Origin of the sequence: Streptomyces boninensis (genome assembly GCF_048572725.1) — a bacterium.
GTDB lineage: Bacteria > Actinomycetota > Actinomycetes > Streptomycetales > Streptomycetaceae > Streptomyces > Streptomyces boninensis.
The window spans coordinates 5,044,281-5,069,685 of the sequence record NZ_CP183837.1 but is presented as its reverse complement, the minus strand read 5'-3'; the positions used below and the strand labels follow the sequence as shown (position 1 = coordinate 5,069,685).

Annotated in this window: 23 protein-coding genes and 2 tRNA genes; 5 read left to right on the top strand and 20 right to left on the bottom strand. The window is 69.7% G+C overall.

The genetic code is table 11. The features are described 5' to 3' along the window. Positions 1–6: 6 nt before the first annotated feature. Genes ACNNMR_RS23085 through ACNNMR_RS23060 form a run of 6 tightly spaced genes read right to left on the bottom strand, consistent with a single transcriptional unit; the run spans position 7 to position 4,529 of the window. Entirely contained in the window at positions 7–744 is a 738-nt protein-coding gene (locus ACNNMR_RS23085; protein ID WP_419996572.1) for a class E sortase, read from the bottom strand. Between the two features lie 11 nt (positions 745–755). Then, positions 756–2,150 carry a class E sortase gene (locus tag ACNNMR_RS23080; protein WP_419996571.1) on the bottom strand — a complete coding sequence of 465 codons (1,395 nt, stop codon included), beginning with the start codon at positions 2,148–2,150 and terminating at the stop codon, positions 756–758. Then, a complete protein-coding gene (locus ACNNMR_RS23075) occupies positions 2,147–2,785 on the bottom strand; it encodes an aminodeoxychorismate/anthranilate synthase component II (RefSeq protein WP_419996570.1) in 639 nt (212 codons plus the stop codon). Before ACNNMR_RS23075 ends, ACNNMR_RS23080 begins: the two co-directional genes overlap by 4 nt. Continuing rightward, a complete protein-coding gene (locus ACNNMR_RS23070; protein ID WP_420000446.1) occupies positions 2,782–2,970 on the bottom strand; it encodes a hypothetical protein in 189 nt (62 codons plus the stop codon). Before ACNNMR_RS23070 ends, ACNNMR_RS23075 begins: the two co-directional genes overlap by 4 nt. A 42-nt stretch (positions 2,971–3,012) precedes the next feature. Continuing rightward, positions 3,013–3,747 (bottom strand): class E sortase, encoded by a 735-nt coding sequence (locus tag ACNNMR_RS23065; protein ID WP_419996569.1) that lies wholly within the window; start codon positions 3,745–3,747, stop codon positions 3,013–3,015. 14 nt (positions 3,748–3,761) lie between these two features. Continuing rightward, positions 3,762–4,529 carry a DUF881 domain-containing protein gene (locus ACNNMR_RS23060; RefSeq protein ID WP_419996568.1) on the bottom strand — a complete coding sequence of 256 codons (768 nt, stop codon included), beginning with the start codon at positions 4,527–4,529 and terminating at the stop codon, positions 3,762–3,764. Between the two features lie 120 nt (positions 4,530–4,649). Here ACNNMR_RS23060 and crgA point away from each other — a divergent pair, with 120 nt between their 5' ends. Next, entirely contained in the window at positions 4,650–4,913 is a 264-nt protein-coding gene (gene crgA / locus ACNNMR_RS23055; RefSeq protein ID WP_419996567.1) for a cell division protein CrgA, read from the top strand. A gap of 233 nt (positions 4,914–5,146) precedes the next feature. Here crgA and ACNNMR_RS23050 read toward each other — a convergent pair whose 3' ends face one another. After that, complete coding sequence (locus ACNNMR_RS23050; RefSeq protein WP_419996566.1) at positions 5,147–5,998, bottom strand: rhomboid family intramembrane serine protease; 852 nt, start codon at positions 5,996–5,998, stop codon at positions 5,147–5,149. A 270-nt stretch (positions 5,999–6,268) separates the two neighbouring features. Beyond that, positions 6,269–6,796 carry a peptidylprolyl isomerase gene (locus ACNNMR_RS23045; RefSeq protein WP_419996565.1) on the bottom strand — a complete coding sequence of 176 codons (528 nt, stop codon included), beginning with the start codon at positions 6,794–6,796 and terminating at the stop codon, positions 6,269–6,271. A 336-nt stretch (positions 6,797–7,132) separates the two neighbouring features. Here ACNNMR_RS23045 and ACNNMR_RS23040 point away from each other — a divergent pair, with 336 nt between their 5' ends. From ACNNMR_RS23040 to ACNNMR_RS23025, 4 genes are all read left to right on the top strand, one after another. Next, on the top strand, positions 7,133–7,861 hold the full coding sequence (locus ACNNMR_RS23040) for a DUF5324 family protein (protein WP_419996564.1): 729 nt from the start codon (positions 7,133–7,135) through the stop codon (positions 7,859–7,861). Positions 7,862–7,906: 45 nt separating this feature from the next. Continuing rightward, a tRNA-Ala gene (locus ACNNMR_RS23035) sits at positions 7,907–7,979 on the top strand. 150 nt (positions 7,980–8,129) lie between these two features. Beyond that, complete coding sequence (locus ACNNMR_RS23030) at positions 8,130–8,675, top strand: DNA-binding protein (protein ID WP_419996563.1); 546 nt, start codon at positions 8,130–8,132, stop codon at positions 8,673–8,675. Between the two features lie 39 nt (positions 8,676–8,714). Further along, positions 8,715–10,115: a protein kinase domain-containing protein gene (locus tag ACNNMR_RS23025; protein ID WP_419996562.1), complete on the top strand. Its 1,401-nt coding sequence runs from the start codon at positions 8,715–8,717 to the stop codon at positions 10,113–10,115. Between the two features lie 99 nt (positions 10,116–10,214). On the opposite strand, the gene ACNNMR_RS23020 is transcribed toward ACNNMR_RS23025, so the two are convergent. From ACNNMR_RS23020 to dnaN, 12 genes are all read right to left on the bottom strand, one after another. After that, on the bottom strand, positions 10,215–11,546 hold the full coding sequence (locus ACNNMR_RS23020) for a hypothetical protein (protein ID WP_419996561.1): 1,332 nt from the start codon (positions 11,544–11,546) through the stop codon (positions 10,215–10,217). 31 nt (positions 11,547–11,577) lie between these two features. Next, positions 11,578–12,927 carry a hypothetical protein gene (locus ACNNMR_RS23015; RefSeq protein WP_419996560.1) on the bottom strand — a complete coding sequence of 450 codons (1,350 nt, stop codon included), beginning with the start codon at positions 12,925–12,927 and terminating at the stop codon, positions 11,578–11,580. Then, positions 12,927–14,900, bottom strand: coding sequence for a vWA domain-containing protein (locus tag ACNNMR_RS23010; protein WP_419996559.1), 1,974 nt, complete (start codon positions 14,898–14,900; stop codon positions 12,927–12,929). The genes ACNNMR_RS23015 and ACNNMR_RS23010 overlap by 1 nt, the downstream gene beginning before the upstream one ends. Before the next feature lie 146 nt (positions 14,901–15,046). After that, positions 15,047–15,181 carry a DLW-39 family protein gene (locus ACNNMR_RS23005; protein WP_338118057.1) on the bottom strand — a complete coding sequence of 45 codons (135 nt, stop codon included), beginning with the start codon at positions 15,179–15,181 and terminating at the stop codon, positions 15,047–15,049. Positions 15,182–15,290: 109 nt separating this feature from the next. Beyond that, positions 15,291–15,364 (bottom strand) — tRNA-Ile (locus tag ACNNMR_RS23000). Positions 15,365–15,423: 59 nt separating this feature from the next. Next, positions 15,424–16,119 carry a DUF3566 domain-containing protein gene (locus ACNNMR_RS22995; protein WP_419996558.1) on the bottom strand — a complete coding sequence of 232 codons (696 nt, stop codon included), beginning with the start codon at positions 16,117–16,119 and terminating at the stop codon, positions 15,424–15,426. 150 nt (positions 16,120–16,269) lie between these two features. Beyond that, a complete protein-coding gene (gene gyrA / locus ACNNMR_RS22990; RefSeq protein ID WP_419996557.1) occupies positions 16,270–18,888 on the bottom strand; it encodes a DNA gyrase subunit A in 2,619 nt (872 codons plus the stop codon). A gap of 57 nt (positions 18,889–18,945) precedes the next feature. Then, entirely contained in the window at positions 18,946–20,976 is a 2,031-nt protein-coding gene (gyrB, locus tag ACNNMR_RS22985; protein WP_420000445.1) for a DNA topoisomerase (ATP-hydrolyzing) subunit B, read from the bottom strand. Positions 20,977–21,261: 285 nt separating this feature from the next. Beyond that, entirely contained in the window at positions 21,262–21,819 is a 558-nt protein-coding gene (locus ACNNMR_RS22980) for a DUF721 domain-containing protein (RefSeq protein ID WP_419996556.1), read from the bottom strand. Further along, positions 21,816–22,946: a DNA replication/repair protein RecF gene (gene recF / locus ACNNMR_RS22975; protein WP_419996555.1), complete on the bottom strand. Its 1,131-nt coding sequence runs from the start codon at positions 22,944–22,946 to the stop codon at positions 21,816–21,818. Before recF ends, ACNNMR_RS22980 begins: the two co-directional genes overlap by 4 nt. Positions 22,947–23,000: 54 nt before the next feature. Next, positions 23,001–23,885, bottom strand: a complete 885-nt coding sequence (gnd, locus tag ACNNMR_RS22970) for a phosphogluconate dehydrogenase (NAD(+)-dependent, decarboxylating) (RefSeq protein WP_419996554.1) — start codon at positions 23,883–23,885, stop codon at positions 23,001–23,003. 52 nt (positions 23,886–23,937) lie between these two features. Continuing rightward, entirely contained in the window at positions 23,938–25,077 is a 1,140-nt protein-coding gene (dnaN, locus tag ACNNMR_RS22965; protein WP_419996553.1) for a DNA polymerase III subunit beta, read from the bottom strand. Positions 25,078–25,405 lie beyond the last annotated feature (328 nt).

Genomic DNA, 25,405 nt, shown 5'->3' with positions numbered 1-25,405 from the left:
CGAGCCCTAGCGCAGCTCCCTCGGCGGCGTACGGTCCGCATCGACCTTCTCGGTGCGGACCAGCTCGCCCCACACGATGTAGCGGTGCTTCGAGGTGTACATCGGGGTGCAGGTCGTCATGGTGATGTAGCGGCCGGCCTTGTCCTTGCCGGAGCCCTTGGGGATGTCGTCGATGACGCCGGTGTTGTAGCGCGAGGTCTCCGGGAGCTTGTTGAAGACCTTGTAGACGTACCACTTGTCCTTGGTCTCGAAGACCACCGGATCGCCATTGTCGATCTTGTGGATGTTGTGGAACTTGGCGCCGTGGCCGTCGCGGTGCGCGGCCAGCGAGAAGTTGCCCTTGGTGTCCCAGGGGAGCGCGGACTTGACCGGCTTGGTGTAGTAGCCGGCAATCCCGTCGTTGAGCTCCTTGGGGTTGGTGCCCTTCTTGACCAGGATGTCCTTGCCGCTCATCGACGGTACGTGCAGGAAGCCGATGCCGTCCTTGGTGTCCAGCGCGCCGGGCCCGCCCGGCTTGTCCGCCCAGCGGTCGCGCAGCTGGTCGCCCTGGCGGCCCGCCTCGCGGTTGGCCTGCACGTTGGTCCACCACAGCGAGTACGCGACGAACAGGCCGAGGATCACGCCGGCGGTGATCAGCAGCTCGCCAAAGAGCCCGACCGCCGTGGCGAGCGCGCCGCGGCCACGGCGCCGCGGCTGCCGCCGGTGGCCGCTGTCCGTGTCCTGCTCGTACTCCGTCGCCGTCACGCGTTGGTCCCTCATTTCACCAGCGCATCCGGCTTGCCCTTGCTGCGCGGACGCTCCTCCACCATCTTGCCCCACACAATCAACCGGTACTTGCTGGTGAATTCCGGGGTGCAGGTCGTCAGCGTCACGTACCGGCCGGCGCCGTCGAAGCCGGAGCCCTGCGGAACGGGATTGATGACCCCCGTATTTGAGGGCGAGGTGGACGGGAGCGTGCTGGCGACCTTGTAGACGTAGAACTTCTCCTTCGTCTCTACGACAACCGGGTCACCGGGTTCGAGCTTGTTGATGTAGCGGAACGGCTCGCCGTGGGTGTTGCGGTGCCCGGCCACCGCGAAGTTGCCCTTCTTGTCCCAGGGCATCGCGGTCTTCAGCGGTGACTTGTCGTAGTGCCCGACCATGCCGCGGTCGAGGACCTTGTGCTTGTCGGTGCCCTCGGCGACGGGCACCTTCACATCGAGCTTCGGGATATACATGATCGCGAAGCCCTCGCCGGGCTCAAAGGTCCCCGCCTTGCGATCGGGGTCGCCCCCGCCCTGCTCCCACTGCTTCTGCAGCCGGTCCCGTTCGCCGCCGGCCTGCTGCCCGGCGAGCACATTCGTCCACCAGAGCTGATACGCGACGAAGAGCAGCATCAGCACACCGACGGTGATGAAGGTCTCGCCTATGACATGACTGGCGATGGCACCGCGACGCTGCTTGGCCTTGCGGGTCGCCGCCTTGCGCCGGGCGGCCCGTCCGGTGGCGCCGCTGCCGGCGGGGCTGCCCGCGGCGGCGTCATGGTCGGTCTCGACCTCGACGACGGCACCGGCGGCGGGCGCGAGGCCGGGCTCGTCGACGACGGGGAGGACGGCGGTTTCGGCAGGCGCAGGCCCGGGCGCAGGCGCCGGGTGGCGATGGACGGGCCGGGCGCCGCGGAGCGGGGGCTCCTGCGCGGCTGGGGGCGGTGCGGTGTCGGCTGCGGGCGGTGCGGTGCCGGCCACGGGGGTGCGCGGAGCGAACCACCGGCTGCCCACGGCAGGACCGGCGTCCCCGGCGGCCCGGGTCCCCTCGCTCTCGGCATGGGGCGGCGGCGTCGGCTCATGATGCGGGCGGAACCACGCCGACACGGCGGAGGTCGGGTGCCCCGCGGCCGGGTCCGGTGCCACCCCGTCGCCCTGTCGCGGCAGCGGCTCCTGCGGGAGCGGGTCGTGGAGGGGGTCCGTCAGGTGCTCGACCGCCTGCTCCAGCGCGCCGGTGTCCACATATCCCCGGTGGGCCGCGTCCCCGTACTCGCCGCCCCCGCCGTACTCGCCAACCCCGCCGTCCCCGGCGGATCGCGGCTCCGGCACATCCCGCTGCACCCGCAACCGCGGATCCGCGGCATGCGGGTCAGGTGCCGACCGGTCCTGCGGGTGCACCCGGGTCACCCCGTGGCCTTGCCCACCACCGGGGCCAGATCCGCCGACCGGGCCACAGCGGCGTCGTCGCCGCACTCGCGCAGCCAGTTCGCCAGCATCAGGTGGCCCCACTCGGACAGCACCGACTCGGGGTGGAACTGGACCCCCTCGACCGGCAGGTCCCGGTGCCGCAGGCCCATGATGATGCCGTCGGCGGTCTGCGCCGTGACCTGCAGCTCGTCCGGTACGGAAGAAGGCTCCACCGCCAGCGAGTGATAGCGCGTCGCCGTAAACGGCGACGGCAGCCCATGGAAGACGCCCGCACCCTCGTGCGTGACCAGCGACGTCTTGCCGTGCAGCAGCTCCGGCGCGCGGTCGACCACGCCCCCGTACGCCACCGCCATCGACTGCAGGCCGAGGCAGACGCCGAAGACCGGCACCCCGGCGGCCGCGCAGTGGTGCACCATCTCGACGCACACGCCCGCCTGCTCCGGCGTCCCGGGCCCCGGCGACAGCAGCACCCCGTCGAAGCCGTCGTCGGCATGCCGCGGCGCCACCTCGTCGTTGCGCAGCACCTCGCATTCGGCGCCGAGCTGGTACAGGTACTGGACCAGGTTGAAGACGAAGCTGTCGTAGTTGTCCACGACCAGGATGCGCGCGCTCATCGCGGCACCCCCTCGACGGCGCCCATGCCCGAGTCCACCGTCACGTCGTTGAACGGAAGCAGCGGCTCCGCCCACGGGAAGATGTACTGGAAGAGCAGGTAGACCACGCCGAGGATGAGCAAGAGCGAGATCAGCGCGCGGACGAGCGCGTTACCCGGCAGATGCCGCCAGATCCAGCCGTACATGCGCTCCTCACCCATTCCGCCGACCGTTTGCCGTCCCCCAGACTAACCACCCGCACCACCCAGCACCGCAGGCTTCCCCTCGCTCGCCGCCCGCACCTCGTCGAGGTGTGCCCAGGTGATAAGCCGGTGGCTGTGACCCCACTCCGGCTCACAGGTCGTGAGGGTCAGATAGCGGCCGGGGCGGTCGTACGGTGCCGCGCCCGGGTCGAGCGGCTTCGGCACCTCGTTCAGGACGCCGGTGTCGTCGGGCAGCGTCTTGTAGGGACGGGAGTCGATCTTGTACGTGTACCAGGCCTGCCCGTCGTTCAGCACGATCGAGTCGCCGGGCCGCAGCTTCGGGAAGTCCTTCAGCGGATCCCCGTACGTGCGCCGGTGCCCGGCCACGGAGAAGTTGCCCTCGCCGCCCAGCGCCGCCGTGCCCTTGTAGTGCCCGAGGCCCTTCTTCAGCGTCTCCGTGTCCGTCCCCTGCAGCAGCGGCTTCTTCCAGCCGGAGCCGAAGCGCGGGATGTACATGACGGCGAACGCCTTCCCGGACTCGTACGAGCTGTCGTCGTGCAGCGCCTCGGGCGGGCCGGACTCGGCGGCCGCGTTCTGGCTGCCGCCGGGGTTCTTGTCCTGGGTCGCCCACTGCTTGGTGAGCGAGTCCATCTGGTCGTCCATGGCGCTGTCGGCGCGGATGCCGGTCCAGTACAGGACGTAGACGACGAGGAGCACGATGAGCGCGCCGATGGTGACGCATAGCTCGCTGAGCGTCCTGACGACTATTCGTAAGGTCACGCTCGGGACCCCCACTACTCGTGCGGCTGCGCGTAATGGAGATCCACTGTGCCCGAGTAACCGGGAAGAGTCACCCTCTTGTGCTCGTCCGTCTCCCAGCCGAGGCCGTAGGCCTCCACGTAGCTCTGGTAGTTCTGGATGGCCGGGGCGTCGTCGAGGGACTTCTTGAGCTTGCCGAGGTCGCCGACGGCGGTGACCTTGTACGGCGGGGAGTAGACCCGGCCCTGCAGGATGAGGGTGTTTCCGACGCAGCGTACGGCGCTGGTGGAGATCAGCCGCTGGTCCATGACCTTGATGCCCTTCGCGCCGCCCTGCCACAGCGCGTTGACCACGGCCTGCAGGTCCTGCTGGTGGATGACCAGGTCGTTCGGCTGCGGCTCGGGGACGCCGGGGATGAGGGCGGTGGCGTCGGGCGGGGCGTCGGTGAGGGTGACGGTCAGGGCCTCGCCGGAGACCTTGCGGGTGCCGGCGGCGTCCTGCAGGCCCCGCATCCGCTTCCGGCTGCCGGGGTCGGCGCCGGCGTCGCCGCCGGCCAGGTCGTCGACCTGGGAGCGCAGGCCGGAGGCGGACTTCTCGAGCCGCTTATTGTCGTCGTCGCGCTCGTGTATGAGGTCGGAGAGCCGCAGCATGGAGTCGTCGGAGCGCAGGTTCGTACCCTGGGCTGTGTTGAAACTCATCCAGAAGAGCAGCCCGGCCATGCCGAAGACGGCGAGAGTCAGGAGGCGGGCGGGGCGCGGGCGCTTCAGATTGCGGACGACACTTCTCAGCGCGGAATTTCGCACAGTACCCTGCTCTCCCTCCGTGCCTGTGAGGGACTACGCTAACGGACGCCCGGGGTGTGGCTGCCGCCGCCGTAGATGCAGCTCGAACCCCCGCTGAACATCGACAGGAGAGACCCCCTCGTGCCGAAGTCCCGGATCCGCAAGAAGAAAGACTTCACTCCGCCCCCGGAGCGGACGGCGCAGCAGATCAACCTGCGCTCCGGCGGCGCCCGCCGGCTGGTCGCGCCGCTGATGCTGGCGATGTTCCTGATCGGCCTCGCCTGGATCGTGGTTTTCTACGTGACCAGCGGCGACATGCCCATCGATTCGCTGGGCAACTGGAACATCGTGGTGGGCTTCGGCTTCATCGCCGCGGGGTTCGTGGTTTCCACCCAGTGGAAGTGACCCTGAGTTATCCACAGGTCTGTCCCCAGCTGTGAACTCAAGTGAAGATCTGTGGATAACCTCTTCCAGGTTGACGCCGGTGTGACTGTTCACCCGCCCTCCGGACCTGCGGCAATCCTTGATCTTCCAGCGGAAACGTAGATCTGTTCGAGTTCGCACTAGCGTGCCCGCCGTAACCCACACCTGGCCCACCAGCCTGTGGACAACTTTGTGGGCGGGGAGCGCAAGCCCGCTCAGCTGAGCGCGATCGTCCGCGCCGCGCAGACCGCGATGACGGCCAGGAAGACCGCCCCGCACAGCACCCGGTCGACCGTCGCCTGCTTCCCCTTGGGCGCATGGACGAAGAAGTGCGCCATGACCGCGCCCACCAGCAGCCCGCCCACATGCGTCTGCCAGGCGATGCCCTCGACGGTGAAGGTCAGGACCAGGTTCAGCGCGAGGACCAGCAGGATCGGCGCCAGCTGAAGGTCGATCACCTTTTCCAGGGTGAGTACGACCAAGGCGCCGAAGATGCCGAAGATCGCTCCGGAGGCGCCAAGCATGCCGTCGTCCGGCGGTGCCACCAGGTAGTAGAAGGCGCTGCCGCCCAGTCCTGACAGCAGATACAGGGCAAGGAATCTGCCCCGCCCCAGCGCCATCTCCACCGGTGGCCCGACGAAGAACAGCGCCACCAGGTTGAAGAACAGGTGCAGTGGCGCCTCGTGCAGGAAGACCGAGGTCAGCAGCAGCCACCACTGGCCCGCGACCATGCCTTCGGTGGCCTCGTACGGTGGCTGCGGCCAGCGGCCGATGAAGCTCAGGTGCGTGGAGAGCCAGTAGTCGGAGATCAGCACCGCGACGAAGACCAGCAGGTTGACGGCCATCAGCCAGTGCGTGATCAGCTTCGGGTCCCGCTTGGTGAAGGCGCCGGAGAACGACCATTCGCCGAGCGCGGCGGCGGCCTCGTCCGGCCCGTGCTCCATCCGCTCCCGCGGCCCGGCGCCGAAGTCGATGCCGCCGCGCCGCTCGGGCCGCGCGCCCTGCTCCTCGCGGACGTCGACCTGGTGGCAGTCCGGGCAGTGGAAGCCCACGGATGCGCTGGTCATGCAGGCCGGGCAGATGGGCCGGTCGCAGCGGCTGCAGTTGATGCCGGTCTCGCGGTCCGGATGCCAGGTGCAATGCGGCAGTACGTGATGCTCTGTGGCGGGCGTCTGAGGGCGTCCTGGTGAGTCCATGGGCCTTCCTCGCCTGTTTACGGCCTGCCCCCGAAGCAGTCGGTCCCCACTTCTCATAGTGAGAGCACGCCGCGGGCCCCGCACCTCCGAATGGGTGGTGCGGGGCCCGTACGAGCCGGAAAAGCCCTGGTCAGCGACCGGTCAGCGGCGCTCGATCTGCACCGACTCGATGACCACGTCCTGCACCGGGCGGTCGGTGCGCGGGTTGGTCTGGGTGGCGGCGATGTCGTCGACGACCTTCTTGCCGCCCTCGTCGGTGACCTCACCGAAGATGGTGTGCTTGCCGGTCAGCCAGGCGGTCGGGGCGACGGTGATGAAGAACTGCGAGCCGTTGGTGCCGGGCCCGGCGTTGGCCATGGCCAGCAGGTACGGCTTGTTGAACGACAGCTCCGGGTGGAATTCGTCGCCGAACTCGTACCCCGGGCCGCCGGTGCCGTTGCCCAGCGGGTCGCCGCCCTGGAGCATGAAGCCGCTGATCACCCGGTGGAAGACCGTGCCGTCGTAGAGGCGGTCGGTCGAGGTCTTGCCGGTGGCCGGGTGGGTCCACTCCCGAGCGCCCTCTGCGAGCTCGGTGAAGTTCTTGACCGTCTTGGGCGCGTGGTCCGGGAACAGCCGGACCTCGATGTCGCCGCGGTTGGTCTTGAGGGTGGCGTAGAGCTGCTCAGCCACGAGTCTGCCTTCCATAGTCTGCAATGACGTTTACCGATCCTCGCACGGCGGGAGCGGTGTAGCGCGATCCGTGGCATCGTCGAATAGGGGCGTAAGCGAAAAGCGCCCTCTTGCACCGGCTTGCCTGGTATAGGCGGCTCTCGGGACAACTGCCCGGCCCTCACGGACCCACATCGCACGGATGCCCGCGCACGACATGCCGACCTGTGCAGCGGGAGGCATGATCTGTAAACGGGTGGAAACGCGATAACTGCACCATTCCGGGGCGCAAGACTGGGCAAGACCGCCGTGGGCCCCGCATCTAGTCAGCCGAATGCCCCGAGGAGGCATGATCCCGTGAAGCGCATAGACAGCGTGCGCACGGCCACCGGCACGGCGAAGGAGTCCGTGAAGCACACCGCAGAGACCTGCGCGGACCTGGCGCACCATGCGAAGGAGCGCTACGGACCCCGGGTCGCCGACATGGCCCACGACGCAAAGCACCGGTACGACACGCATGTCGGACCGCATGTCACCAAGAACGCCAGGAAGATCCGTTCCGCCCTGCCGGAGGAGGTCGACCGGCGGGCCGCTATGGCCGCGCTGAAGACCCGGCGTGCGGCGGTACGGGCCGTACCGAAGGTCACCGCGGCCGCGGCCGCCACGAAGGCGGTGGCAGGGCCGCTCAGCCGCGAGGCGGTGGGCCGCTCGAGGGCTGCCGTCGCGGGGCTGCGCGGCGAGGTTTCCGCCGAGGACGTACGCAGGATCGCGAAGAAGCGGCACCGCGCCGAGGTCGCGGGCAAGACCGCGAAGGGCGCGGCAGGCGCGGCGGCGGTGGCCGGCGCGGGCTACGCCGCGTACAAGTGGTGGGACCGGCAGATGAACCCGGACTGGCTGGTGGAGCCGCCGGAGGCGACCGAGGTCCACGACGACACCGAGTACATGAACCGCGAGGCGCGGGTCGACATGGCGGAGTCCTCCGAGCTCGACCCGGAGGTGCAGGCCAAGCAGGCCGAGGCGGAATCCGAGGCGGGCAATCCGACGGACACCGGCCGCGCGTATTACGAGCGGGGCGAGGAGAACTGAGTCGCAGGCCCCCTCTCGGTCTCAGGTACCCTGTCTGAGACCCCCGGGGCCTTAGCTCAGTTGGTAGAGCGCCGTCTTTGCATGGCGGATGTCAGGAGTTCGACTCTCCTAGGCTCCACACCGGACAAGGGCGACGTGGTTCACAGCGACCACGTCGCCCTTTGTCGTATGGCGACGTTCAGAGACTCCCGCCGAGACCACCCGCCTCCGTAGGATGCACCTCAGGTTCGCTAGCGCGAAGTGGTGGCACCAGGGGAGGCCGTAGGTGATGGATGCAGCACGGAAGGATGCCAGTGAGAGGGCGCAGGAAATGCAGCGCGGCTGGTACGGGGAGCCGCTCGGGGTCCTCTTCCGCCGGCTGATCGATGAGCTCGGCCTCAATCAGGCCCGGCTCGCGGCCGTCCTCGGCATCTCCGCACCCATGCTGTCGCAGCTCATGAGCGGGCAGCGGGCAAAGATCGGCAACCCGGCGGTGGTGCAGCGGGTGCAGTCGCTGCAGGAGCTGGCCGCCGAGGTGAACGTCGGCGGGGTCTCCGCCGCCGAAGCCGCGGCCCGCATGGACGAGATCCGCAAGACCTCAGGCGGCGCCGTCCTCAACACGACCCAGTCGACTCATAGCAGCGGAGCGACTACCGTGCGGCGGGTCGTACGCGAAATCCAGTCCCTGCTGCGCTCCGTTTCCGCGGCCGGCGACATCATGGATGCGGCGGACCAGCTCGCACCGACACACCCGGAGCTGGCAGAGTTCCTCCGGGTGTACGGCGCCGGGCGCACCGCCGACGCGGTGACTCACTACGAGCAGCACCAGAACTGAACTCCGTAAGGGATAAGAGCAGGGGGCGGCGCGAGCGCCATGGGTGAGATCTTCGCCGGCAGGTACGAGCTGATCGATCCGATCGGCCGCGGAGGCGTGGGCGCCGTCTGGCGCTCCTGGGATCACCGGCGCCGGCGGTATGTCGCGGCAAAGGTGCTGCAGCAGTCCGACGCGCACACGCTGCTGCGGTTCGTACGGGAGCAGGCGCTGCGGATCGAGCACCCGCATGTCCTGGCGCCCGCCAGCTGGGCGGCGGACGACGACAAGGTCCTGTTCACCATGGACCTGATCCGCGGCGGCTCCCTTGCCCATGTGATCGGCGATTACGGGCCGCTGCCGCCGCGGTTCGTGTGCACGCTGCTCGACCAGCTGCTGGCCGGGCTCGCCGCCGTGCACGCCGAGGGCGTGGTGCACCGCGACATCAAGCCGGCGAACATCCTCCTGGAGGCCACCGGTACCGGGCGTCCGCACCTGCGGCTGTCGGACTTCGGCATCTCGATGCGCAAGGGCGAGCCGCGGCTGACGGACACCAACTTCGTGGTGGGGACGCCCGGTTACTTCGCGCCCGAGCAGATGCTGGGCGCCGAGCCGGACTTCCCGGCGGACCTCTTCGCGGTCGGCCTGGTGGCGCTGTACCTGCTCACCGGGCAGAAGCCGGACTCACAGGCGCTGGTGGAGCGGTTCCTGGCGGGCGGCGTGCCGGAGGCGCCGCAGGGCGTCGCGGAGCCGCTGTGGCAGGTGATCGCGAGCCTGCTGCAGCCGGACCCGCAGGCCCGGTTCCGTACCGCCAACGGCACCCGCAAGGCCCTCGCCGCGGCGGCCGAGGTGCTGCCGGAGACGGCGCCGGACGAGGAGCCGGTGGAGGTCTTCGACCAGCTGGGGCCGCTGCCGGCGGGCTTCGGCCCGGAGGGACCGCAGCAGCAGGGGGGCGCTAACGGCGCCGGCGGTGCTGCCGCCGCACCGGCCGCGCCGCCGTTGGCATCGCCGACGGGCAGCTTCCCGCTGGCTCCGCCCGGCCAGCCGGCCACGCAGGCGCCGCCGCCGCTGGCGTACCCGGAGACCGGGCCGCACACGCCGCCGACGCCTTCGCCGACTCCCGCCCCCGCGGGTGCGCAGTCACAGACGGCGCCGCTGGCGCAGCAGCCGGAGCAGCTGACGCGGCAGTACACGGCGGGCGCCCCGCATCCTGGCCAGGCGCCGCAGTCCGGGCAGGCAGCACAGCCGGCGCAGGCCCCGCAGGGATACGGCTATCCGCAGCAGGCGCCCGCTCAGCAGCCCGGAGTGGCCGCTCAGCAGCCCACGACGCCTCCTGCCGTCCCGAAGCAGCGCTCGGCCCCTGGCGGCGCCCGCAGCGGCCCGCCGAAGGCCGTGGTGCTGCCGGTGGTCCTGGTGGCGGTGGCCTGCCTGGCGGTCGGCCTGTGGGCGCTGCTGACGGCGTAGGGACCGCTGTCCGGCGCATGTTCCACGTGAAACATCGGGCGTGAACGTTGAAGGGCCCGGCGGGAAGCTCCCGCCGGGCCCTTCAACGTGTCGTCCAGGTCACTGCCAGTGCTGCGGCTGCTGTACGGGTGGTACGGGCGCCGCCGCCGGCCGCTGCCTGGCCAGCAGCATCCACACGCCCAGCGCGCCCAGCAGCACCACTCCGGCGCCGATCCCCACGTACGCGATCGTCTTCTTGCTGTCGCTCTCCTCGGCCGCCGCCTCGGACTGGCCCTTCTCCGCCGCCTCCCGGTCGGCTTCGGTGATCCCGAAGCCCGCCTTCGCCAGGTCGCCGCTATACGTCGGGGCGGACTTGGGCTGGCCCTTGATGGTGTTCCGCAGCGTGACCGTGACCGGCTTCTTCACGTTCTTGCCGACGGCCGCGTCGAGGGTGACGGCGACGTAGTACCAGCCCGCCACCGAAGCGGAGTTGAAGTCGCCGATGTCGTCATAGCGGTTCTCGTAGCGCACGGGCGGCGCGACGGCCGTGGCCGCGGCGGGCTCGGCGCCGCTGTACGAGTCCCAGTTGCTAAAGACGAACCCGCGCTGCGGCCCGTACAGCCGCACCCCGGCCCCGTCGGTGACCGTCTCCCAGGTGTCGCTGCCGCCGGAGCCGCCGAACTCGGCGGTGATGAAGGGCTGCTGCCCCCAGTCCAACGGCATCCGGAAGTAGCGGGTCTCGCCGGGGACGACCTTGGTCTGCCACACCCCGGCGGACATCCCGGTGGCGTCGGCGAAGCCGAGCCCGCCGTCGGCCTTCTTCGCCTCGCCGGAGGGCGGCGTGGGCGCGTCCTCCTCGTCCAGGTCCGAGTAATCCGGGGCCTCGCTGGGCGACTTGCCCTTGAGGCCCGGCTCCTCCATGAACTTCAGCTCGACCGGCCAGGCCGTCGGGTCGGAGGTGCCGTCGCTGTCCCGCGTCACCAGCACGTTGTAGACGCCGGCGGCGTTGCACTCGCCGTACTCCTCGACGGTGCGCATCACCTCACCGCCGATGACATAGCCGGACTCGCCGACCATCGAGAACTCGTTGGTGTCGCACTCATCGCCGCCGGTGTTGCTCAGCGTGATGTGGAAGCTGTCGTCCGGGCTGGTCTTCTGGCCCGGCTTCGGCGCGATGAACCCCGACACATGGCCGGTCGTCTTCGCCCCCAGCTCGACGGTGTAGTACTTCTCGTCGCCCGGCTTCAGCTCATCCTCGTACGTCTGCCCCGCGGTCAGCCGCGGCCCGTCCGCACTGCTGCTCGCGCCCTGGACGGCCTTCCCCGAGTCGTCCTTCTTGTACGGCTGCGGCTGGGCGCCGCCGCCCTCCGCCGCCGAGGCCGCCGCCGGCATCGCCGCCAGCAGCCCCAGCGCCCCCATCGCGGCAACCGCCGCCCGGATCCTGCCGTGCACCTTCACCCCTCCTGTCGCGTCACGTGCGCGGTCACTGCCAGTTCTGCGGCTGCCCGAAGCCCTGCTGCTGTTGTACGGGCGCGGGCGCCGCCGCCGGGCGCCGCCTGGCCAGAAGCATCCACACGCCGAGCCCGGCCAGCAGCACGACGGCCCCGCCGATCCCCACGTACGCGATGGTCATCTTGCTGTCGCTCTCCGCGGCGGCGTCGCCGGACTTCCCGGTCTCGGCGGCCTCCCGGTCCTCGTCGGTGATGCCGAAGCCGGCCTCGGTCAGGTCGCCGCGGTATGCGGGCGCGGGCTTGGCGGCGCCCTTGATGGTGTTCCGCAGCGTCACCGGGACCGGCTTCTTGAGCTGATCGCCGAGGTCCGGGTGCACGGTCACCGCGACGTAGTACCAGCCGGCGATCGAGGCCGGGGCGTAGTCGGTGACGTCGTCGAAGCGGTTTTCGTACTTCACCGGCGGCCCGACGGCGGTCAGCGCCTTCGGCTTGAAGCCGTTCCACCACGCGGACTCGCTGGCGAACAGCGCGCGCCCGGGGCCGTACATCCGCACCATGGCGCCGCCGTAAGCCTGGTCCGTGATGTCGTCGCCCTTGCCTGCGCTGCCGAACTCCACGGCGGCGTACGGCTGTTGCCCCCAGTCCACCGGCATCCGGTAGTAGCGGGTCTCGCCCGGCACGACCTCGTCCCGCCACACGCCGGCGTTCATGCTGCCGGCGTCGGCGAAGCCGAGACCGCCGCTGACGGCCTTGGCCTTGCCGCCGGGCGGCGCCGGGGGATTCTTCTCGTCCAGGTCCGTGTAGTCGGGGGCGTCGTCCCGCATCGGCTTCTTCAGCGCGGGTTCGTTGCGGAACTGCAGCTCGACCGGCCACGCGGTCGGGTCCGAGGTGCCGGCGCTGGTCCGCTTGAGCACCACGTAGTAGATGCCGGCGGCGTTGCAGTCTCCGATGTCGTCGAGCTGCCGGACGGCCTCGCTGCTCATGACCCGGGCGCCCTCGCTGTCGAACCTCGATGACGCTTCGTCGCACTCGTCGCCGCCGGTGGAGGTGAGCCCGATGCTGAAGCCGTCCATGACGCCGGCCTTGGCGCCGGGCTCCGGCGCGACCGTCGCCGAGACGTGGGCGGTGGACTTCGAGTCCAGCTTCACCTGGTAGTACTTCTGGTCACCCGGCTTCACCGAGTCCTTGTAGACCTGCCCGGCCGCCAGCCGCGGCCCGTCCGCACTGCTGGCGGCACCCTTCACCGCCTTCGCCGCCGGATCGACCTTGTACGGCTGCGGGTCCTGCCCGCCCTGGGCCGCGGCCTGCGGCACGGCCAGCAGCGCGCCCAGCGCGCCCGTCGCGACTCCCGCCGCAGCCGCCGCCCGGATCCTGCCGCCCATCACCACTCACCCCTCGTCGGTAGGCCGTTCCCGCCGCCGCTGCCTGCGCCGCCCGGGCGCCGGGTCCGTACGACGGTGAAGACCACCGCCGCGGCCACCAGCACCACGCCGCCCGCGATGCCCGCGATCAGCGGAAGGGACAATCCTGACCCATCCGAGTCGCCGCTGTCCGCGCGGGTCTGCCCGTCGTTAGCGTCCTGTGCCCTCAGCGCGGGCGCATTGTGCTGCGGTCCCGCCTTGGCCTTGCCGGCGACCTCGACGCGCAGCACGACGCCGATGGCGGTGTTCTTGGCGAACTGCGCGGCGTTCGGGCCGAGGGAGACGGCGAGGTAGTAGTCGCCCTTCATCCGCACCGGCTGTACGGCGGCGTCCTGTTCCTCCCAGCGGTTGGTCCAGCTGACCGGGACCGTGCCGAAGTCGACGGCGGCCGGTTCGGCGCTGTAGGTGCTCTGGTCGGTGAACTCGGGGTCGGTGACCGGCACCCGGCGCGGCGAGAAGGCGTCGGTGCGCACGAAGCTGGAGTCGGCGTACCCGGCGTCCTCGTCGACCGTCGGCTCGTTGGCGAACTCGGCCTTGTAGCGCAGCTGCTGGCCCCAGCCGACCGGCACCTTGTAGTAGCGGGTCTGGCCAGGCAGCAGCTTGTCCTTCCACACCCCGGAGGCGAGGGCCTTGGCGTCGTTGAAGCCCGTACCGCCGGTGACCGTTTTCGGCTGGCCGGTCGGCAGCTTGGCGCTCTCCGGTCCGTACGCCCCGTACTCGGTCTCGGACTGGGCCGGAGTGAGGCCCTTCTTCAGCGGGCCCTCGGTGCCGTAGACCAGCTCGAACGGCCAGCGGGCCTGACTGGCGCCCGCCTCCGTCTCCCGCTCGACCGTGAGCAGGTAGGTGCCGGCCTCGTCGCAGCTGCCGTCGCCGTCCTCGGTGGGGATGCGGCTGGCGGCCGCGGTGAGCGGCATGGCGCCTTCCTGGCTGGGGAAGTCGGCGCTGCCGTTGGGGGCGTCGCACGGGAAGGTGTTCTCGTCGGCGGTGGTCAGATCGACGTCGATGCCGTCGGACATCCCGACCTTCACGCCCGGCTGCGGCACCGCCGTCACCGCGAAGTCCGCGGCCGTCTTAGCGTCCAGCTGGGCGGTGTAGTACTTCTTCTCGCCCGGGCCGATCGAGTCCAGGTACTGGCCGGGCTGGATGCCGGTGGCACCCTTCGCCTGCACGGATCCGGTGATCTGCTTGCCCTTGAAGCGGTAGCCGTCCGCGGACAGCCGGCCCGCGCGCTCCAGCTGCCGGGCGAGCGCGGCCGCGTCCGGGGCGTCGTAGTACGAGCCGTGGCCCTGCTCGGCGACGCACTCCAGCTGCCGCTTGGCCTTGCCGCGCACCTGGAAGCCGATGGTGTCGATGCGCAGGTCGATGCCCTTCTTGCCGAGCTGCGCGGCGACCTTGCAGGGGTCGGGGGCGCAGTTGGACTCGCCGTCGGAGATCAGCACGATCGAACGGTGGCCCAGCGCACCGGCCTTGGGCTCGGGAAGGTCCTTGGCGGCCTGCTGCAGCGAATAGCCGATCGGGGTGTCGCCCTTGGGCTTTACGTCCGCTACCGCCTGCTTGATGCCGTCGCGGTCGAGCGGCTCGACCGGCTTGGCGAGCCGGGTGTCGGTGCAGCCCTGCGGCTTGTCGGCGCCGTAGACCCGCAGCCCCGTCGGGTACGCGTCCGGCAGGCTGTCCACCACCGAGCCGACGGCCTTGCGGGCCGAGGCGATGCGGGTGCTGCCGGAGCCGTCGGACTCCTTCATCGAGCCGGAGGAGTCCAGCACCATCACCATGGAGCTGTTCCCGTCGGCCTTCGGCTCGTCGGCCGCGGGTGCGGCGGCTCCGGCTGCCGGAAGCGGCCCCGCCAGCAAACCCAGCAGCGTCCCCGCGATCAGAGCGGCAGCCGCACCTCGGCGGCGTGGCGTACGCATGATCCGTCCCCCTCGAGTCGTCATGCGCAGCACACTAGAGCGTGTGCAGTAGCAAATTCCAGCGGGTTTGCGTCACGGTACGGAAACAGCGGGCGCACGACAAAGCCCCGGCCGCCGCCAAGGCGGGACCGGGGCCCTGTCCAAAAGTGCTGCCTCGTTGCGATATCCGCTCAGACGCCGGAGCCGGAAGGCACGGAGTCGGTCGCCTCCGTCCACAGATCCTGCTCGGCGCGGTCCGCCTGGACCTGGCGGTACACGAGGAGCCCGCCCACGGCGGCCAGTGCGATCAGGAGCAGCTTCTTCACTGCGCTACCTCGTCCTTCAATAGACGTTGGGACCTCTGAGGCCCGATGATACACAGCGCCGGAAGCCAAAAACCCCCGGTCCTCGATGGACCGGGGGTCTGGGTGTCTGTGCGGGTACCAGGACTTGAACCTGGGGCCTCATCCTTATCAGGGATGCGCTCTAACCGTCTGAGCTATACCCGCTCGCTGACCCCTGAAGATTAGCGCACGAAGCCCCCATGCCCAAAATCGGTTCCGAGCTGCTACTCGTCCTCGGCGAGAGTCACCTCGACGCCACCCACGAACCCGGCGGACAGGTTGTAGATGAACGCCCCGAGCGTCGCGAGCGCAGTGGCGAGCACCACATCGATGACCGCGATCACAGCCGTGAAGAGCAGCACCCGCGGCAGCGACAGGAACGACTCCAGATCGAATCCGGTCGACCCCTCCGAGCCGGTCGCCTCCGCAAGCGTCGCGCCCACGGTGGAGAAGACGCCCATCGCGTCCAGCACCATCCACAGCACCGCGACCGCCACGATCGTGCACAGCCCGAGCGCGATCGACAGCAGGAAGCTGACCTTCATCACCGACCACGGGTCGGCCTTCGCCACCCGCAGCCGCGCCTTGCGGGTCCGCGGCACTGTACGGGCCCCGGTGCGCGACCGCCGCGTGCCCTGCTCGGCGCGACGGCTGCCACGGGTCCGTACGGCGGTGGTGGTGGCAGCGGCGCCCGCGGCGGCACCGGCAGCGCCGCCGCCTGTGGAGCCGCCACCAGGCGGTGCGTACGCCTGCGGCGGATGATGCGGGGCGGCCGGCTGCGGCGCGCCCTGCGGCGGCGCCGGCGGCATCGGCGATCCCCGGCCGTCCGTGGCCGGCGACGGGCCGGCCGAGGCGGGCGCCGAATCGTAGCCCCCCTGCTCGCCGCCTTGCGCGGCCCCATGCTCGCGCGTATCGGTCACGGTGCCCCCCTGGCCCTTGGACGTGGCCGAGCCACCGGCATCCTGCTGCGGCTGCGAGGAATCGGCCGGGGCTCCGCCCGAAGGCCGCTGTGCCCCCGCCTGGCTTCTGCCGGCGCCGGTGGCTCCACTCACGTCTTACTCCCTTACGCCTTAGGCGTCCGGCGTGGGCGCCTCGCCCTCGCCATCCGCCGCCTCGGTGGCCTCCCCGGTGGGGTCACCCACCTGGTTCGCCGCCTCTTCGACCTCTTCGGCTTCGCGCCCGGCCTCGGCGTTCCGTGCGATGCCGACCACGGCATCCTTCTTGCCCAGGTTGATCAGTTGGACGCCCATGGTGTCACGGCCCGTCTCCCTGACCTCGTCGACGCGTGTCCGGATCACGCCGCCGCCGAGCGTGATGGCGAGGAGCTCGTCAGAGCCCTCCACCACCAGCGCGCCGACCAGCTCACCCCGGTCCTCGACGATCCTTGCCGCCTTGATCCCGAGGCCGCCGCGACCCTGGACACGGTATTCATCAACGTTTGTGCGCTTCGCGTACCCGCCGTCGGTGGCGGTGAACACGAACGTACCGGGCTTGACGACATTCATCGAGAGGAGCTCGTCACCCTCGCGGAAGCTCATGCCCTTAACACCGGAGGTCGCGCGGCCCATCGGGCGCAGTGCTTCGTCCGTTGTGGTGAATCGGATGGATTGGGCCTTCTTGCTGACAAGCAGCAGATCGTCCTCCGCCGAGACCAGCTCCGCGCCGATCAGCTCGTCCGGCCGGCCGTCGGGCATCTCGCGCAGATTGATCGCGATGACGCCGCCGGAGCGCGGCGAGTCGTAGTCCTTCAGCGACGTCTTCTTCACCAGGCCCGACTTCGTCGCCAGGACGAGGTACGGGGCGGCGTCATAGTCGCGGATGGCGAGGATCTCGGCGATCTGCTCGTCCGGCTGGAAGGCGAGGAGATTCGCCACGTGCTGCCCGCGGGCGTCCCGGCCCGCGTCCGGGAGCTCGTACGCCTTCGCCCGGTAGACCCGGCCCTTGTTCGTGAAGAACAGCAGCCAGTGGTGCGTCGTGGAGACGAAGAAGTGGTCGACGATGTCGTCCTCACGCAGGCGCGTGCCCCGGACGCCCTTGCCGCCGCGCTTCTGCGAGCGGTAGTCCTCGGTCTTCGTACGCTTCACATAGCCGCCACGGGTGATCGTGACGACGATGTCCTCCTCGGCGATCAGGTCCTCGATGGACATGTCGCCGTCGAAGGGCACCAGCTGCGAGCGGCGGTCGTCGCCGTACTTCTCGACGATCGCGGCCAGCTCCGAGGAGATGATCTTCCGCTGCAGCTCGGGGGAGGCGAGGATCGCGTTGTACTCGTCGATCTTCGCCTGCAGCTCGTCGTGCTCCGCGGTGATCCGCTGATGCTCCAGGGCCGCCAGCCGGCGCAGCTGCATCTCCAGGATCGCGTTCGCCTGGATCTCGTCGATCTCCAGCAGGTCCATCAGGCCCCGGCGGGCGACATCCACGGTCTCCGACGCCCGGATCAGCGCGATGACCTCGTCGATCGCGTCCAGGGCCTTCAGCAGGCCGCGCAGGATGTGCGCCCGCTCCTCGGCCTTGCGGAGGCGGAAGGTCGTACGGCGGATGATGACGTCGACCTGGTGCGACACCCAGAAGCGGATGAACGCGTCCAGCGACAGGGTGCGCGGCACGCCGTCGACCAGGGCGAGCATGTTCGCACCGAAGTTGGTCTGCAGGTCGGTGTGCTTGAACAGGTTGTTCAGCACGACCTTCGCGACCGCGTCCCGGCGCAGCACGATCACCAGGCGCTGGCCCGTACGCGACGAGGTCTCGTCCCGTACGTCCGCGATGCCGCTCAGCCGGCCGTCCTTCACGCCATCGGCGATCTTCTGCGCCAGGTTGTCCGGGTTCACCTGGTACGGCAGCTCGGTGACGACCAGGCACTGCCGGTCCTGGATCTCCTCGACCTCGACCACCGCGCGCATCGTGATCGAGCCGCGGCCCGTGCGGTACGCCTCCTCGATGCCCTTGCGGCCCACCACCAGGGCGCCGGTCGGGAAGTCCGGGCCCTTGATGCGCGCCAGCAGCGCCTCCAGCAGGTCCTCGTTCGAGGCCTCCGGGTTCTCCAGATACCACTGCACGCCCGCCGCGACCTCGCGGAGGTTGTGCGGCGGAATGTTCGTGGCCATGCCGACCGCGATGCCCTGCTGGCCGTTGACCAGCAGGTTCGGGAAGCGGGCCGGGAGGACGGTGGGCTCCTGGGAGCGGCCGTCGTAGTTGTCCCCGAAATCGACGGTCTCCTCGTCGATGTCGCGGAGCATCTCCATGGCCAGCGGCGCCATCTTGCACTCGGTGTAGCGCATCGCCGCGGCCGGGTCATTGCCCGGGGAGCCGAAGTTGCCGTTGCCGTCGACCAACGGCATCCGCATCGACCACGGCTGGGCGAGCCGCACCAGGGCGTCATAGATCGCCGAGTCGCCGTGCGGGTGGTAGTTGCCCATCACGTCGCCGACGACGCGGGCGCACTTGTAATAGCCGCGGTCCGGGCGGTAGCCGCCCTCGTACATCGCGTACAGCACGCGCCGGTGCACCGGCTTCATGCCGTCGCGTACGTCCGGCAGCGCCCGGGACACGATGACGGACATCGCGTAGTCCAGATAGCTGCGCTGCATCTCCGTCTCGAGGGAGACGGCGTTGATGCGGAGCAGGCCTGCGGAGTTCGTCTCCGCGTCGTCGGGCTGATCCGGGGTGGTGGGGGTGTTGTCGTCGGCCATCGCTGGTCTTCAGTCCTTGTCTGGTTCGTAAGGCTCGTATGGCCTGAAGCGGCCGACTCAGATGTCGAGGAAGCGGACGTCCTTGGCGTTCCGCTGGATGAAGCTGCGGCGCGCCTCCACGTCCTCGCCCATCAGGATCGAGAACAGGTCGTCGGCCGCTGCCGCGTCGTCCAGCGTCACCTGCCGCAGCACCCGGTGGTCGTAGTCCATCGTGGTGATGCGGAGCTCCTCGGCATTCATCTCGCCGAGGCCCTTGAAGCGCTGCACCGAGTCGTCCTTGATGCGCTTGCCCGCCGCCCGGCCCAGCTCGATCAGCTGGTCGCGCTCGCGGTCGGAGTACGCGTACTCGAACTCGTCCCGGGTCCACTTGATCTTGTACAGCGGCGGCTGGGCGAGATAGACATGCCCGCCCTCGATCAGCGGCCGCATGAAGCGGAAGAGGAGGGTCAGCAGCAGCGTCTGGATGTGCTGGCCGTCGATGTCCGCGTCCGCCATCAGCACGATCTTGTGATAGCGGAGCTTCTCCAGGTCGAAGTCCTCGTGAATGCCCGTGCCGAAGGCCGAGATCAGCGCCTGGACCTCGGTGTTCTGCAGCACCTTGTCGATCCGGGCCTTCTCCACGTTCAAGATCTTGCCGCGGATCGGGAGGATGGCCTGGTACTTCGGGTTACGCCCGGACTTCGCGGAGCCGCCGGCCGAGTCGCCCTCGACGATGAAGATCTCGCACTTCGTCGGGTCGTTGGACTGGCAGTCGCTCAGCTTGCCCGGCAGCGACGCCGACTCCAGCAGGCCCTTGCGCCGGGTCAGGTCGCGCGCCTTGCGGGCCGCGACGCGGGCCGTGGCCGCCTGGATGGCCTTGCGGATGATGTCCGACGCCTCGTTGGGGTTACGGTCCAGCCAGTCCGTCAGATACTCGTGCGTGACCTTCTGGACGAAGGTCTTCGCCTCCGTATTGCCAAGCTTGGTCTTCGTCTGGCCCTCGAACTGCGGCTCGCCCAGCTTGATCGAGATGATCGCCGTCAGCCCCTCGCGGATGTCCTCACCCGTGAGGTTGTCGTCCTTCTCGCGCAGCAGCTTCTTGTCGCGCGCGTAGCGGTTGATCAGGCCCGTCATCGCCGCGCGGAAGCCCTCTTCGTGGGTGCCGCCCTCATGCGTGTGGATGACGTTGGCGAAGCTGTAGACACCCTCGCTGAACTGCGTGTTCCACTGCATGGCGATCTCGACCGACATCTGCCGCTCGGGGTCCGACGTCTCGAAGTCGATCACCGTGGGGTGCACCGGCTCGCCCTTGCGCGCGTTCAGGTGCTTCACGAAGTCGACGATGCCGCCCTCGTAGCAGTACGTCACCGAGCGGGCCTGGTCGTCGTCGGCGTCGTCCGCCGTGTCCGCGCCCGAGGTCTGCTTCGCCGCCTCGCGCTCGTCCGTCAGCGAGATGGTCAGGCCCTTGTTCAGGAACGCCATCTCCTGGAAGCGCCGCGACAGCGTCTCGAAGGAGTACTCGGTGGTCTCGAAGATGTCGCCGTCGGCCCAGAACGTGACCGTGGTGCCGGTCTCCGTCGTGGCCTCGTGCTTGGCCAGGGGCTCGGTAGGCACACCCAGCTTGTAGTCCTGCGTCCAGCGATAGCCGTCCGTCTTGATCTCGACGGACAGCCGCGTCGACAGCGCGTTCACCACGGACACACCCACACCGTGCAGACCGCCGGAGACCGCGTAACCGCCGCCGCCGAACTTGCCGCCCGCGTGCAGCACCGTCAGCACGACCTCGACGGCCGGCTTCTTCTCCACCGGGTGGATGCCCACCGGGATGCCGCGGCCGTTGTCGACCACTCTGACGCCGCCGTCGGCGAGCAGCGTCACGTCGATCGTGTCGCAGTAGCCCGCCATGGCCTCGTCCACGGCGTTGTCCACGACCTCTTGCACCAGGTGGTGCAGGCCGCGCTCGCCGGTCGAGCCGATGTACATGCCCGGTCGCTTACGAACCGCGTCCAGACCCTCCAGCACGGTGATCGCGCTGGCGTCGTACGACTGCTTATTGGACTCGTTGGAGTTGCCGGAATCGGCCACGAAGCGCCCTTTCTGGCACAGCACGGGCCACTCCTCCATGGGAGCGGCCACGCTTCTGATTCAGCTCAGTATTTCGACTTTTCCGCAGTGGGCGGGTTGCTCTCCAGTGTACCGGTAGCCGGGGACAGAATGGCGGTTTGCCGGGCCCTGACGGAGCATGTGCCGCCTTCGATCCCGTCCCGCCGACTCCCCACACACGGGCTGGGCCTCCAGAAGCCTCTGGGCGCCGCTCAGCGCTTCGCGCCGTCAACCCGGAGCGACTGTGACCGAAGTCACGTCAATCACAGGCATAAGACTGCGCATCGCGCGTCATCCGTACGTGTCCCCGGGCCCCCGGCTGCCCGGCGCCCGCAGCCGCCCGCCGTACTGCTGCGGCGGGCCGCCGGGACCGAGCACCTTGATGAACGTGACCGTCCCCTGCCCCAGCTCCCCGTTCAGCCGCGCCACGAACTGCGGCGCCAGCAGCCGCATTTGCGTCGCCCACGCCGTCGAGTCGCAGCGCACCATCAGCACCCGCTCCTGCTCGTCATACCGCTCCGGCACGCAATGCTGCGCCACCTCGGGCCCGACAAGCTGCGGCCAGCGCCCCATCACACCGCCCACCGCGGCCGGCGCCTCCCAGCCGCGCTCAGTGATCAGCCGGCTCACCGCGGCACCCAGCGGCAGCGGATCGCGGCCGTCCGCCCGCGCCCCCGACCGCAGGCCGCCGCCGCGGCGCGCCTGCCGCTTCTGCTGCGCGGCCGCGCCACGGGCCCGAGCCTGCTCCTTGGCGGCGCGCAGGGCGACCCGGGCGAGGTCTACGCCGGAGGGCTCGGGTGCTCCCGCAGCCGGCTCCGACTCGGGCGTCTTGGCGGACTCGTCGCTCATACGCGCTCAACGCTCCCGTCCGCCACCGCGAACCGCGCCCCCGCCAGCACCCCGGGCACATCCTCGGCCACCGCCGCCGTCACCAGCACCTGCTCACCCGGCGCCACCAGCTCGGCAAGCCGCTCCCGCCGCCGCGAATCCAGCTCCGCGAAGACATCGTCGAGCACCAACACCGGCTCCGCACCCTCCGCGCTCAGCAGCTCGTACGACGCCAACCGCAGCGCCAGCGCCAGCGACCACGACTCGCCATGCGACGCATACCCCTTCGCCGGCAGCTGCCCCAGCTTCAGCACCAGATCGTCCCGGTGCGGCCCGACCAGCGTCACCCCGCGCTCGATCTCCTGCTTACGGGCCTCCGCCATCGCCGCCAGCAGCAGCTCGTACAGCTCCTCCCGCGTCGACGCCGCCGCCAGCCCCTCACCCACCGACGACCGGTACTCCAGCGCCACCGGACCACCACCCGGAGCCAGCTGCTCGTAGGCCTTGTCGGCGAGCGGCTGCACCGCCCCTATCAGGTCCAGACGCTGCGCAAGCAACTCCGCACCCGCCCGCGCCAGATGCTGGTCCCACACATCAAGGGTGGACAGATCCATCTGCCGGCCGCCGTGCCGCCGCGCCATCGCCGCCGTCTTCAGCAGCGTGTTCCGCTGCTTCAGCACCCGCTCGTAATCACTGCGCACCCCCGCCATCCGCGGCGACCGCGCCGTGATCAGCTCATCCAGGAAGCGCCGCCGCTCACCCGGATCGCCCTTCACCAGCGCCAGATCCTCGGGGGCGAAGAGGACGGTCCGTACGACACCGAGCACCTCCCGCGGCCTGACCTGGGAGGAACGGTTCAGCCGTGCCCGGTTCGCCTTCCCCGGATTGAGCTCCAGCTCCACCAGCTGCGAGCGCTCGCCCTGCGTCACCGCCGCCCGGATCACCGCCCGCTCGGCGCCCATCCGCACCAGCGGCGCGTCCGACGACACCCGGTGGCTGCCCAGCGTCGCCAGATAGCCGACCGCCTCCACCAGGTTCGTCTTCCCCTGGCCGTTCGGGCCCACGAAAGCGGTCACGCCCGGGTCGAGAGCAACCTCGGCCCGGGCGTACGAGCGGAAGTCGGCGAGCGACAGATGCGTGACGTGCATGTATTTCGCCGACCTCCCCCGGCTGCCGTGCACACGGAGTGCACAGCCTGTGGATCAGTGTTCGCTCTTGGACTCGACCGCGTGGCCGCCGAACTGGTTGCGCAGCGCCGCGATCATCTTCATCTGCGGGGAGTCGTCCTGCCGCGAGGCGAAGCGGGCGAAGAGCGACGCGGTGATGGCGGGCAGCGGCACCGCGTTGTCGATCGCGGCCTCCACCGTCCAGCGGCCCTCGCCGGAGTCCTCCGCGTAACCGCGCAGCTTGTCCAGGTGCTCGTCATCGTCCAGGGCATTGACCGCGAGGTCGAGCAGCCAGGAGCGGATGACCGTGCCCTCCTGCCAGGAGCGGAAGACCTCGCGCACATCCGTGACCGAGTCGACCTTCTCCAGGAGCTCCCAGCCCTCGGCGTAGGCCTGCATCATCGCGTACTCGATGCCGTTGTGAACCATCTTCGAGAAGTGGCCGGCACCGACCTTGCCCGCGTGCACCGAGCCGAAGTCACCCTCGGGCTTGAGGGCGTCGAAGACCGGCTGCACCTTCGCGATGTTCTCGGCGTCGCCGCCGTACATCAGCGCATAGCCGTTCTGCAGGCCCCAGACGCCGCCCGATACACCGCAGTCCACGAAGCCGATGCCCTTGGCAGCCAGCTCCTCCGCATGCTTCTCGTCATCGGTCCAGCGCGAATTCCCGCCGTCCACCACCACGTCACCGGGCTGCAGCAGCTCGCTCAGCTCATCGATCGTCGACTGCGTGGCGGCACCCGCCGGCACCATGACCCACACGACGCGCGGCGCAGGCAGCCGCTCCACCAGGTCCTTGAGGCTGGACACGTCGGCCAGCTCCGGGTTCCGGTCGTATCCGATGACGGTGTGGCCTGCGCGGCGGATGCGCTCGCGCATGTTGCCGCCCATCTTGCCGAGGCCGACGAGACCGAGCTCCATTGGTGACCCTTCCAAGCGAAATGTCCGTAGCGTCTACGAGCCTACGCCGAGGTCAGCCGCTCAGCCTCACGGGCATGATGAGGTACTTGTACTGGTCGTCCGCCTCCGCATCCACCGCGGGCTTGCCGCTGAGCAGCGCGGGCTTCGTGGACGTGGTGAAGGCCAGCTGGGCGACCGGGGAGTCGATCGCGCTCAGACCGTCCAGCAGGAAGGTCGGGTTGAAGGCGATCGAGATGTCATCGCCCTCCAGCGTCGCGTCCACCCGCTCCACAGCCTGTGCGTCGTCGCTGGACCCGGCCTCCAGGGTGAGCACACCCTGCTCGAAGCTCAGCCGCACCGGCGTATTGCGCTCGGCCACCAGGGCGACGCGCTTCACGGCCTCCACGAACGGCGCCGTCTCGATCACCGCGACCGTATTGAACTCGGTGGGGAAGAGCGTCCGGTACTTCGGCAGGTCGCCTTCCAGCAGCCGGGTGGTCGTACGCCGCCCGGCCCCCTCGAAGCCGATGAGCCCCTCGCCCGCACCCGATCCCGCCAGCGCGATCGAGACGGTGTCACCGCTGGTCAGCGACTTCGCGGTGTCCTGCAGCGTCTTCGCGGGGACCAGCGCCACCGCGGAGATGTCGGCGGCCTCCGGCTTCCACAGGAACTCGCGGACCGCGAAGCGATAGCGGTCGGTGGAGGCCAGCGTGACGGTGTCGCCCTCGATCTCGATGCGCACACCGGTGAGAACCGGCAGCGTGTCATCCCGCCCGGCGGCCACGGCCACCTGCGCGACGGCGGCCGCGAAGACCTCGCCGGGGACGGTGCCGGTCGCGGTGGGCATCTCCGGCAGCGCCGGATACTCCTCCACAGGCAGGGTGTGCAGGGTGAATCGCGAGGAGCCGCAGACCACGGTGGCCCGCACCCCGTCCGATGAGATCTCCACAGGCCTGTTGGGAAGTGCACGCGAGATGTCGGCGAGCAGCCGGCCGGACACCAGCAGCTGCCCCTCCTCCTCGACCTCGGCCTCCACCGAGACGCGGGCCGAGACCTCGTAGTCGAAGCCGGAGAGGCTGAGGGTGCCCTGCTCCTCGGAATCGGCCTTCAGCATCAGGCCGGCAAGGACCGGCGTCGACGGGCGGGCAGGCAGGCTCCGAGCCGCCCACGCCACCGCCTCTGCGAGTACGTCGCGCTCCACACGGATCTTCAACGGGACCGCCTCCTGCAGTACGCCGGCACTTCTTGTCGTCAGACACAGCTTGTCTGCGGGGAACAGTCTGACGTACGGCACCGACAGCGCGGGGACGGTCTCGGTCAACTCCTCGCGGCCCGCCTCGTCGGCCGCTCCCCAACTTGTGCACAGGCCCCACTTCGAAGCGAATCCCGAGCTAACTATCCGAGGCAGTAGTAGTAGGGCCTGTGGACACGGTGGAAAACCGTGTTTGCGCAGGTCACACCCGTTTTTTTACCCACAGCGGCTGTGGGTGGAGCCGGTGGAAAACCAGACGTTTCTGTGGACCAGCAGATTCTGTGCACAG